The 10,746-nt window shown below is 50.4% G+C and carries 11 protein-coding genes and 3 pseudogenes; 5 read left to right on the top strand and 9 right to left on the bottom strand.

Translation table 11 applies throughout. The features are described 5' to 3' along the window. Positions 1–56 precede the first annotated feature (56 nt). Positions 57–953 carry a cation transporter gene (locus FTU80_RS16035; RefSeq protein WP_150378257.1) on the top strand — a complete coding sequence of 299 codons (897 nt, stop codon included), beginning with the start codon at positions 57–59 and terminating at the stop codon, positions 951–953. A 3-nt stretch (positions 954–956) separates the two neighbouring features. Further along, a complete protein-coding gene (gene lspA / locus FTU80_RS16040) occupies positions 957–1,469 on the top strand; it encodes a signal peptidase II (protein WP_150378258.1) in 513 nt (170 codons plus the stop codon). 49 nt (positions 1,470–1,518) lie between these two features. Here lspA and FTU80_RS16045 read toward each other — a convergent pair. From FTU80_RS16045 to FTU80_RS16065, 5 genes and pseudogenes are all read right to left on the bottom strand, one after another. Then, a pseudogene (locus FTU80_RS16045) lies at positions 1,519–1,992 on the bottom strand (IS3 family transposase); the annotation flags it as partial. 105 nt (positions 1,993–2,097) lie between these two features. Then, on the bottom strand, positions 2,098–2,934 hold the full coding sequence (locus FTU80_RS16050; protein WP_000480968.1) for an aminoglycoside O-phosphotransferase APH(6)-Id: 837 nt from the start codon (positions 2,932–2,934) through the stop codon (positions 2,098–2,100). Next, complete coding sequence (aph(3'')-Ib, locus tag FTU80_RS16055) at positions 2,934–3,737, bottom strand: aminoglycoside O-phosphotransferase APH(3'')-Ib (protein ID WP_001082319.1); 804 nt, start codon at positions 3,735–3,737, stop codon at positions 2,934–2,936. Before aph(3'')-Ib ends, FTU80_RS16050 begins: the two co-directional genes overlap by 1 nt. 99 nt (positions 3,738–3,836) lie before the next feature. Then, positions 3,837–4,969, bottom strand: a protein-coding gene (locus FTU80_RS16060; protein WP_257221600.1) for an IS3 family transposase whose coding sequence is annotated in 2 segments (ribosomal slippage) — positions 3,837–4,717 and positions 4,717–4,969 — 1,134 coding nt in all. Because the reading frame shifts where the segments join, the coding sequence is not laid out codon by codon here. A gap of 118 nt (positions 4,970–5,087) precedes the next feature. Next, the gene (locus tag FTU80_RS16065; protein ID WP_000904906.1) at positions 5,088–5,702 is read right to left on the bottom strand and encodes a recombinase family protein; all 615 of its coding nucleotides are present in this window, start codon (positions 5,700–5,702) and stop codon (positions 5,088–5,090) included. Between the two features lie 125 nt (positions 5,703–5,827). On the opposite strand from FTU80_RS16065, the pseudogene FTU80_RS16070 reads away from it, so the two are divergent. Continuing rightward, positions 5,828–6,883: pseudogene (locus FTU80_RS16070) on the top strand (DUF4158 domain-containing protein); the annotation flags it as partial. Between the two features lie 54 nt (positions 6,884–6,937). On the opposite strand, the gene FTU80_RS16075 reads toward FTU80_RS16070, so the two are convergent. Continuing rightward, positions 6,938–7,642, bottom strand: coding sequence for an IS6-like element IS26 family transposase (locus tag FTU80_RS16075; protein ID WP_174660683.1), 705 nt, complete (start codon positions 7,640–7,642; stop codon positions 6,938–6,940). Between the two features lie 129 nt (positions 7,643–7,771). Here FTU80_RS16075 and FTU80_RS16080 point away from each other — a divergent pair, with 129 nt between their 5' ends. Further along, a complete protein-coding gene (locus FTU80_RS16080; RefSeq protein ID WP_000018326.1) occupies positions 7,772–8,587 on the top strand; it encodes an aminoglycoside O-phosphotransferase APH(3')-Ia in 816 nt (271 codons plus the stop codon). 153 nt (positions 8,588–8,740) lie between these two features. Here the strand turns inward: FTU80_RS16080 and FTU80_RS16085 are convergent, their stop codons facing one another. Together FTU80_RS16085 and FTU80_RS16090 are read right to left on the bottom strand one after the other, a co-directional pair. Continuing rightward, the gene (locus FTU80_RS16085) at positions 8,741–8,920 is read right to left on the bottom strand and encodes a hypothetical protein (protein ID WP_000902128.1); all 180 of its coding nucleotides are present in this window, start codon (positions 8,918–8,920) and stop codon (positions 8,741–8,743) included. A gap of 91 nt (positions 8,921–9,011) precedes the next feature. Continuing rightward, positions 9,012–9,716, bottom strand: a complete 705-nt coding sequence (locus FTU80_RS16090; RefSeq protein ID WP_001067856.1) for an IS6-like element IS26 family transposase — start codon at positions 9,714–9,716, stop codon at positions 9,012–9,014. A 140-nt stretch (positions 9,717–9,856) separates the two neighbouring features. Here FTU80_RS16090 and FTU80_RS16095 point away from each other — a divergent pair, with 140 nt between their 5' ends. Next, positions 9,857–10,402, top strand: coding sequence for a DNA-binding protein (locus FTU80_RS16095; protein ID WP_127800924.1), 546 nt, complete (start codon positions 9,857–9,859; stop codon positions 10,400–10,402). A gap of 50 nt (positions 10,403–10,452) precedes the next feature. Here the strand turns inward: FTU80_RS16095 and FTU80_RS16100 are convergent. Continuing rightward, positions 10,453–10,707 (bottom strand): annotated as a pseudogene (locus FTU80_RS16100) (transposase); the annotation flags it as partial. Between the last annotated feature and the right edge of the window lie 39 nt (positions 10,708–10,746).

Raw genomic sequence — 10,746 nt, forward strand, 5'->3', positions numbered from 1 at the left:
ATAGCTACTATATAGTTTTAAATGAAAACCCGATCACATTCAAGTGGAGTCATATCATGAGTAAAAACTGCGGAGGCCCCTGTGGCGACCATGCAAGGCCTGCGGCGGATACCGATATGCAGGCCTCCTCCGATGCGTCGGGGGAATGGGTCAGTGTTTATGCCGTGCCGAAGATGGACTGTCCATCAGAAGAGCGCATGATTCGCCTGGCCCTGAACGGCGTTGAGGGGATTCGGGTACTGTCCTTCGACTTGTCGAACCGCCAGTTGAAGGTCGTGCATGACGGTGAGGTCGAGCCCGTCACCTCGAAACTGAAGACCTTGGGGCTAGGCGCCTCGCTTCAGGAAACCGTCGCTGCAAATCCGGAGACCATCAAGGCCGCCGAGTTTTCGGCAGCTTCTGCTAAGCAAGAATCCGGGACCCTGCGCTGGTTGCTCGGCATCAATGCACTTCTGTTCGTGGTGGAAATGACTGCCGGTCTGATCGCCCGGTCCACCGGCCTGATTGGAGAATCCCTGGACAATTTTGCCGATGCGGCGGTGTACGGGCTTGCCCTTTATGCGGTTGGACATAGCGTGAAAATGCAGGTACGTGCCGCGCATCTTGCTGGTGTACTGCAACTGATCTTGGCTGTGGGCGTACTCATAGAGGTGGTGAGACGCTTTGTATTCGGTAGTGAGCCTGAATCGCTGGTGATGATGGCTATCGCATTCGTCGCATTGATTGCCAATACCAGTTGTCTGCTGCTCATATCCAAACATCGAGAGGGCGGGGCGCACATGAAGGCAAGCTGGATATTCTCGGCCAACGACGTGGTGATCAACCTGGGGGTCATCACCGCCGGCGCTCTGGTCGCGTGGACCGGGTCCAATTATCCGGATCTGATTATCGGCACCATCGCGGGGGTAATTGTACTTAACGGTGCTAGACGCATTCTGGCGCTCAAGGATTAAGCAATGTCCATTTTTGGCAAACATCTGTCACCGTACGCTATGTTGTCCATATCGGGCCTGCTGGCAGCGTCTGATCAGGCCGTAAAATGGCTGGTGCAACAATCAATGGCATATGGCGAGTCTATTTCAGTGACCTCATTCTTTAACTGGGTACACGTATGGAATACCGGTGCCGCATTCAGTCTTTTTGCGAATGGTGGAGGCTGGCAGCGCTACTTTTTTATCGGAATCGCGGTAGTGGTCTCGATTTTTCTGATCAAGCTGATCCTTGAAAATCGTCATAAAGGAGAAGCCATCGCTTACAGTCTTATCCTCGGTGGCGCCATGGGCAACCTGATTGACCGGGTCTTTCGCGGCTATGTTGTGGATTCCTTTGATTTCTATTGGCGAGACTGGCATTGGCCGGCCTTCAACCTGGCTGATATTGCAATTGTCCTCGGTGCCTTACTTTTAGTTTCCAGCAGCTTGTTGGGTAAAAAAGCAAACACCAATGCTGAGTCGGATGGATCTGACTGACACCTACGCCTTGAACCGTACCGGGTTTGTCGGAGACTTTTTATTTAAGTTAGGCCACCTGACCTAACGGATTAATCTTATCATAGTAGATTGCTTCAAACTCAAAAGGTGATACATAACCCAGTGCACTATGTACACGTTCTTTATTGAACCAATCTACCCAGTTTAGTGTCGCAAGTTGTACATCTGCTAAACCTTGCCAATCTGCTTTTAAATATTCAATCACCTCTGTTTTGTATAAGCCATTCACCGTTTCAGCCAAAGCATTATCGTATGAATCACCAGTCGTACCGACTGATGCTCGTAAATTTGCTGCTTCTAAACGATTGGTATAACGAATGGAAAGATATTGCACACCTCTGTCGGAATGATGAATCACATTCTTTGGCATGCCTCGGTCATGCAATGCTTGCTCCAATGCATCGAGCACCATGTCTGTATTCATACGTGTTGATACTTTCCATCCAACAATTGCTCGTGAGAACACATCAATAATAAAGGCGGTATAGACCCAACCTGAATGGGGTCGTTTGCGGGAGAGGGCGAAATCCTACGCTAAGGCTTTGGCCAACGATATTCTCCGGTAAGATTGATGTGTTCCCAGGGGATAGGAGAAGTCGCTTGATATCTAGTATGACGTCTGTCGCACCTGCTTGATCGCGGCCGCGATAGCTAGATCGCGTTGCTCCTCTTCTCCATCCGCGTTCCAAGCTGCGGAAAGGCACCCATAAGCGTACGCCTGGTCGAGCAGGCGACGCGGATCGACGTCCAGCGCACGAGAGAATGCGTCCGCCATCTGTGCAATGCGTCTAGGATCGAGACAAAGGTCGTCTCTGTCAGCCGGATCGTAGAACATATTGGCGGCGCCAAAGCCCACTTCACCGACCAGACCGACGGGATCTATCACCAGCCAGCCGCGACTGGAGAACATGATGTTTTCATGATGCAGATCGCCATGTAGCCCACGCAGTTCCGAGGCATTGCTCATCATTTGATCGGCTATAATCGCCGCGTGGACGTAGTCAGTTTGACAACCTGCGTTTTGATCATCGCGCGCCCGCTGAAACAAAGCTGCAAAGCGATCCCGGATCGGGAGAAGGGCAGAAGGCAGGGGTTCCTCAGATGCGGCATACAGCTTCGCCATTAGTTCCGCTGCAATTTCGGTCGCCTGGTAGTCGCCGTGCTCGGCAACGATGTGAGAGAGCATTCGCTCCCCGGCATATTCGAGCAACATCAGATTGTTCTCACGACCGAGCAACCGGACTGCTCCCCTCCCATTGCGCCATACCAGATAGTCGGCCCCGCGCAGTTCATCAGCAATGTCTTCTATAGGTTTCAATCCCTTGACGATTGCAGGAGTCCCGTCTGGCAATGAAACTTTCCAAACGAGGCTGGAAAAGGTGTCCGCAATGAGAACAGGTTGCGAAACGTGCCAATGAGCAGGAAAAACAGGCGGCATGAACATCAACCCCAAGTCAGAGGGTCCAATCGCAGATAGAAGGCAAGGCGTTCGCGGTCGGGGGCTTCGATCCCCAATACATTGAATAGGACAGCGAAGGCGCGCTCTGCTTCATCTGGCGCTGCCCAGTTCTCTTCGGCGTTAGCAATCATGAGTGCCAAATCGGCATAGCGATCTGCTGTTCCGAGCCGCCCAAGGTCGATCAGACCCGTGCATTGAAGAGTTTTAGGGTCCACCATGAAGTTCGGCATGCAGGGATCACCATGGCAAACAACCATATCGGTGCGCTCTTGGTCGAGCCGCACCGGTAGCTCTCGTTCGACACGAGCCAAAAGATCGAGCTGCGGCGTACTCTTGTCCTCGTCCGGTAAGAAGTCGGGATTGACGGCATTGCGGGACACCACATCAACGGCGCGTCCGAACATTCGCGACAGCCTGCGCTCAAACGGACATTGATCAACCGATAGGCTGTGAACAGCGCCAAGTTGCTGCCCCATTGACGGCCACGCTTTGAGCAAATCCGCTCCAGACAGATCAGCCGCCGGTACTCCCGGAATTGCCGTTATCACCAAGCATGCACCCTCCTGTTCCTCCTGCCAGTTGATCACCTCGGGGCAAGCCACACCTCGACCTTTGAGCCAAATGAGGCGGTCACGCTCTCCAGCGAGCTCACCGCGGCGGGAAGCAGGTGCGATTTTCGCGAAGGCATGCCCGTCACCACGTCGAAAAACAAAATCACCAGATTCTCCGCCTCTGACAGGCAACCAGTCAGAATGCGATTCACCAAAAAAAATATTAGTTCGATTCAATGGAGGTTCCTTCAGTTTTCTGATGAAGCGCGGAGGTGAGAGGTGGTCCCACTTGTTTGAACAACTAAAAGCTTATTTATAAGTGATACTCTGCTCTAGTTAAGCTACCTTATTTTGTTGTGGTAGCTGATCATAGTTAAACTCATCTGGAGTCATTTTGTCCAGACTCGAATGAGGTCGTTTCAAATTATAAAATTCAAAATATGCGTTTAATTGCTTCTTCGCATCCAAAACATTGCTGTAGGCTTTGAGATACACCTCTTCATATTTAACGCTCCGCCATAATCGTTCAACCATCACATTATCTACCCATCGACCTTTACCATCCATACTGATTTGAATGCCATTTGATTTCAATACATCAATAAATGCATCACTGGTAAACTGACTGCCTTGGTCTGTATTAAAGACTTCAGGTCGGCCATATTTTTCAATAGCTTCATTTAATGTTTCTATGCAAAATGTAACCTCCATACTAATCGATACTCTATGCGCAAGTACCTTGCGGCTATGCCAATCAATCACAGCACATAAATAAACAAAGCCTTTTGCCATAGGGATATACGTTATATCCGTAGACCACACTTGATTACTGCGCTGAATAGCCAATCCTTTGAGCAGATATGGATATTTACGGTGAGCTTGATTGGCCTGACTTAGATTTGGTTTACGATATAACGCATTAATGCCCATTTTCTTCATTAAAGTACGTGTATGACGTCGTCCTATATGATGTCCTTGACGATTCAATAAATCACGCATCATACGGCTACCTGCAAAAGGGTATTGCATATGTAACTCATCCATACAGCGCATCAGCTTCAGATCTGATTCACTCACAGGTTTTGGGCGATAGTAATAACAACCACGGGAGACTTTCAGCAGCTTAGCTTGCTTAGATACTGAAATCTGAAGTGAGTCATCGATTAACTTTTGTGGTTGAAGCGACCCAGTTTCTTCAACACACCTTCTAAAAAATCAATTTCTAATGCCTGCTCACCGATTTTTGCATGTAGTTTTTTTAGATCGATGGGTGGTTCTGTTGGAGCTTTTGATTGATCGAAAGCTTGCGAGGAAGCTGAAATCAGTTGATTTTTCCAGTCAATAATTTGGTTTTGATGAACATCAAATTCAGCACTCAATTCAGCAAGTGTTTTTTCTGCTTTAATCGCAGCAAGTGCTACCTTAGCTTTAAAGTCATTTGAATGATTTCTTCTTGGTCTACGTGTCATAAAATACTCCATATATTGATGTTTATAACATCATTTGGGGAGCAAAATATCACTTATAAGTGTTGTTCAAATTTCCTGATCCACCTCTGTGGCTCAACCTGCGAAAAGAAACGAGTTGCTACGTAAGTCCGAGAACATGCTTTCCATGGTCTCTGAGCTCGCCTTTGGGACCGACATATCGGTAGAGAGTGACGCGCTCGATGCCGAGTTCCTTGCAGAGATCGGAAACTGAAGTATCGCGCTGGGCCATGGCGGCTTGCGCGAGACGCACCTGAGCTTTGGTGAGCGCGAATTTTCGTCCGCCCTTGCGACCGCGCGCTCTCGCGGAGGCGAGACCCGCCATGGTGCGCTCTCGGATCAGATCCCGCTCGAACTCGGCCAAGGTGGCGAAGATTCCGAACACCATGCGACCGGACGCAGTCGTGGTGTCGATCTGAGCGCCCTTTCCAGTCAGAACCCGCAGGCCGATCTTGCGGTCTGACAGCTCCTTCACCGTGTTGACCAGATGGGCAAGCGATCGTCCGAGGCGATCGAGCTTCCAGACCACCAGCACATCGCCGTCACGCAATGACTTGAGGCAGGCAGTCAAGCCAGGGCGATCATCACGACCGCCGGAAGCAAGATCATCATAGATATTGTCCCGTTCGACACCTGCGGCGCGCAAGGCGTCGTGCTGCAGGTCGAGAGACTGCGAGCCATCGGCTTTGGAGACGCGGGCATATCCGATCAGCATGTATCACAAACGTTGGTTTGAGGCGGCGCTTCGGCCACGATTGCATTGACCTCTGGAAATGTATCTCAACCAGCTTCATAAACAAAGCGTCTTGAACGCTATCAGATTTTGAAAAAGGAACATGTATGCCGCGTCGCGTCACTCTAACCGATCGGCAGAAAGACGCGCTGTTGCGCTTGCCGACTTCACAGACGGATTTGCTCAAGCACTATACGCTGAGTGATGAAGACTTTGGGCATATCAGGCTGCGTCGGCGCGCTCACAACAGGTTCGGCTTCGCCCTGCAATTGTGTGTCCTGCGCTATCCCGGCCGGGTGCTGGCTCCAGGCGAACTGATCCCTGCAGAGGTCATCGAATTTATCGGAGCGCAGCTTGGCCTGGGTGCCGACGATCTCGTAGACTATGCTGCCCGCGAGGAAACACGGCACGAGCATCTTGCCGAGTTACGGGGGCTCTACGGCTTCCGCACCTTCTCCGGACGTGGTGCGAGCGAGCTGAAGGAATGGTTGTTCCGAGAAGCCGAGATGGCGGTGTCGAACGAGGATATCGCCCGTCGCTTCGTAGCCGAGTGCCGACGCACCCGCACTGTCCTTCCCGCGACATCCACGATCGAGCGGCTTTGTGCCGCGGCTCTCGTCGATGCCGAGCGACGCATCGAGACGAGGATCGCCAGTCGGCTGCCTATGTCGATCCGAGAACAGTTGCTGGCATTGCTCGAGGAGACGGCTGATGATCGGGTGACCCGTTTTGTGTGGCTGCGCCAGTTCGAGCCTGGCTCGAACTCTTCGTCGGCCAACCGGCTGCTCGACCGGCTCGAATATCTGCAACGCGTCGATCTCCCCGAGGATCTGCTTGCCGGCGTTCCTGCCCATCGGGTGACTCGTCTGCGCAGGCAGGGTGAACGGTATTATGCCGACGGCATGCGCGATCTCCCGGAGGACAGGCGGCTTGCGATCTTGGCTGTTTGCGTCTCGGAATGGCAGGCGATGTTGGCCGACGCAGTGGTCGAAACCCACGACCGGATCGTCGGCCGTCTCTACCGTGCTTCGGAGCGTATTTGCCATGCAAAGGTCGCAGACGAAGCGGGGGTGGTGCGTGACACCCTGAAATCCTTCGCCGAGATCGGGGGCGCCCTGGTCGATGCACAGGATGATGGCCAGCCGCTGGGCGATGTCATCGCGAGGGCACTGTTGCAAAGTTAGCGATGAGGCAGCCTTTTGTCTTATTCAAAGGCCTTACGTTTCAAAAACTCTGCTTACCAGGCGCATTTCGCCCAGGGGATCACCATAATAAAATGCTGAGGCCTGGCCTTTGCGTAGTGCACGCATCACCTCAATACCTTTGATGGTGGCGTAAGCCGTCTTCATGGATTTAAATCCCAGCGTGGCGCCGATTATCCGTTTCAGTTTGCCATGATCGCATTCAATCACGTTGTTCCGGTACTTAATCTGTCGGTGTTCAACGTCAGACGGGCACCGGCCTTCGCGTTTGAGCAGAGCAAGCGCGCGACCATAGGCGGGCGCTTTATCCGTGTTGATGAATCGCGGGATCTGCCACTTCTTCACGTTGTTGAGGATTTTACCCAGAAACCGGTATGCAGCTTTGCTGTTACGACGGGAGGAGAAATAAAAATCGACAGTGCGGCCCCGGCTGTCGACGGCCCGGTACAGATACGCCCAGCGGCCATTGACCTTCACGTAGGTTTCATCCATGTGCCACGGGCAAAGATCGGAAGGGTTACGCCAGTACCAGCGCAGCCGTTTTTCCATTTCAGGCGCATAACGCTGAACCCAGCGGTAAATCGTGGAGTGATCGACATTCACTCCGCGTTCAGCCAGCATCTCCTGCAGCTCACGGTAACTGATGCCGTATTTGCAGTACCAGCGTACGGCCCACAGAATGATGTCACGCTGAAAATGCCGGCCTTTGAATGGGTTCATGTGCAGCTCCATCAGCAAAAGGGGATGATAAGTTTATCACCACCGACTATTTGCAACAGTGCCGATAAAAATATATCATCATGAACAATAAAACTGTCTGCTTACATAAACAGTAATACAAGGGGTGTTATGAGCCATATTCAACGGGAAACGTCTTGCTCGAGGCCGCGATTAAATTCCAACCTGGATGCTGATTTATATGGGTATAGATGGGCTCGCGATAATGTCGGGCAATCAGGTGCGACAATCTATCGATTGTATGGGAAGCCCAATGCGCCAGAGTTGTTTCTGAAACATGGCAAAGGTAGCGTTGCCAATGATGTTACAGATGAGATGGTCAGACTAAACTGGCTGACGGCATTTATGCCTCTTCCGACCATCAAGCATTTTATCCGTACTCCTGATGATGCATGGTTACTCACCACTGCGATCCCCGGGAAAACAGCATTCCAGGTATTAGAAGAATATCCTGATTCAGGTGAAAATATTGTTGATGCGCTGGCAGTGTTCCTGCGCCGGTTGCATTCGATTCCTGTTTGTAATTGTCCTTTTAACAGCGATCGCGTATTTCGTCTCGCTCAGGCGCAATCACGAATGAATAACGGTTTGGTTGATGCTAGTGATTTTGATGACGAGCGTAATGGCTGGCCTGTTGAACAAGTCTGGAAAGAAATGCATAAGCTTTTGCCATTCTCACCGGATTCAGTCGTCACTCATGGTGATTTCTCACTTGATAACCTTATTTTTGACGAGGGGAAATTAATAGGTTGTATTGATGTTGGACGAGTCGGAATCGCAGACCGATACCAGGATCTTGCCATCCTATGGAACTGCCTCGGTGAGTTTTCTCCTTCATTACAGAAACGGCTTTTTCAAAAATATGGTATTGATAATCCTGATATGAATAAATTGCAGTTTCATTTGATGCTCGATGAGTTTTTCTGATAGTTAGTCTTTGTAGAGACACAAACCTGAAATTCCGGACACCGCGCTTCAGGACATCTCCCTGGACGCCGATATCTGGCAGTATCCGGACGGTACTATCGAACGCCGGGCCAACGGTACTACCCTGCCCTTTATGACTGACGACCGGCTATCTCACCCACGCACTTCTCCCTGAAATTTAGCATCGTCGCGGTTAATGTCGAAAATTTGCCACCTGACGTGGTTGGCATCGAGGGTGAAAACTGCCGTGGCGAGGGTGTTCTCCTCATCCGGATCGTCGGCAGCCAGCCGGTATTCACCGGCATCAATTTTCAGATTGATATCGTGCAGCACCTGGGTGGTGCCGAAATGTTTAGCGACCGCGCTAAATTCGGCACTGTTGCAAAGTTAGCGATGAGGCAGCCTTTTGTCTTATTCAAAGGCCTTACGTTTCAAAAACTCTGCTTACCAGGCGCATTTCGCCCAGGGGATCACCATAATAAAATGCTGAGGCCTGGCCTTTGCGTAGTGCACGCATCACCTCAATACCTTTGATGGTGGCGTAAGCCGTCTTCATGGATTTAAATCCCAGCGTGGCGCCGATTATCCGTTTCAGTTTGCCATGATCGCATTCAATCACGTTGTTCCGGTACTTAATCTGTCGGTGTTCAACGTCAGACGGGCACCGGCCTTCGCGTTTGAGCAGAGCAAGCGCGCGACCATAGGCGGGCGCTTTATCCGTGTTGATGAATCGCGGGATCTGCCACTTCTTCACGTTGTTGAGGATTTTACCCAGAAACCGGTATGCAGCTTTGCTGTTACGACGGGAGGAGAGATAAAAATCGACAGTGCGGCCCCGGCTGTCGACGGCCCGGTACAGATACGCCCAGCGGCCATTGACCTTCACGTAGGTTTCATCCATGTGCCACGGGCAAAGATCGGAAGGGTTACGCCAGTACCAGCGCAGCCGTTTTTCCATTTCAGGCGCATAACGCTGAACCCAGCGGTAAATCGTGGAGTGATCGACATTCACTCCGCGTTCAGCCAGCATCTCCTGCAGCTCACGGTAACTGATGCCGTATTTGCAGTACCAGCGTACGGCCCACAGAATGATGTCACGCTGAAAATGCCGGCCTTTGAATGGGTTCATGTGCAGCTCCATCAGCAAAAGGGGATGATAAGTTTATCACCACCGACTATTTGCAACAGTGCCTAAAAAATATCGATTGTGTACTGTACTGTAATGTACTAAAATACGATACAGTACAGTACACAATAGGAAGTAAACCCATGGCAATCACTAAATCAGATGTGGCAAAAGCCATCGAATCCCTTGCAGCACAAGGCTCAAACCCAACTAACGATAATATCCTTGCGGTTCTTGGTAGCGGCTCAAAGACCACTATCAACAAATACCGCAAAGAGATCCTTGAAGAGCAACTGGCGGCAGCCGTTACTACGGCAAAAACTCTGAAAGATGCGGAACTTGTTACCGTGTCACAAGTCATTGCAACCCTATTGCAAGAACGGATTGATGCAGTACAAGGCGGATATGCGGAAACAGTGCAACAACTGGAAAAGCAGCTTGCAGATACCACAGAAAAACTGGAACAGGTGCAAATCAAACTTGATGAACAGGTCAAACAAACTGATGACACCACCGACAAGCTGAAAGTCGCTCTTGCTAGTACAGATAAGGCAAAAGAAGACTACAACGCCTTGCAAGCCAAATATGAACAGCTACTCGAAAAATCAGGCTCGATCAAATATGTGGAATCACAACTCACTAATGCAAATGCACGGATAGCTGAATTAGAAAAACAGATTACAATGTAAAAAGACAAGTAACTGACGCTATGAATATCACTGATATTCGGGGCTGCTCAACCACAGAGTTTAATCAGACTTTGCACAAAGCCAGTGACCATACGTAAAGACCTACGGAATAATGATTTAATCATTAAGCAGCATTGGATAGCTGCGTCGGAGTATGTTTGATTTCGCCCTTGTTTGCCTTTTTATGGAGCATACCATTGCGTAGCAGGATCAAACCAAATGGCAATATTTCCGCGACTCATGAGTGCTCGATTATATGCGGGCCAATTGGTTGTGCGGTAGATTTTGTGTGTAGGCTTCTTCATTTGAAAATTATATCGCTGAAAAAGCCTTTACAGATAGGT

This window comes from Acinetobacter sp. YH12145 (assembly GCF_013418335.1).
Taxonomy (GTDB): Bacteria; Pseudomonadota; Gammaproteobacteria; order Pseudomonadales; family Moraxellaceae; genus Acinetobacter; species Acinetobacter amyesii.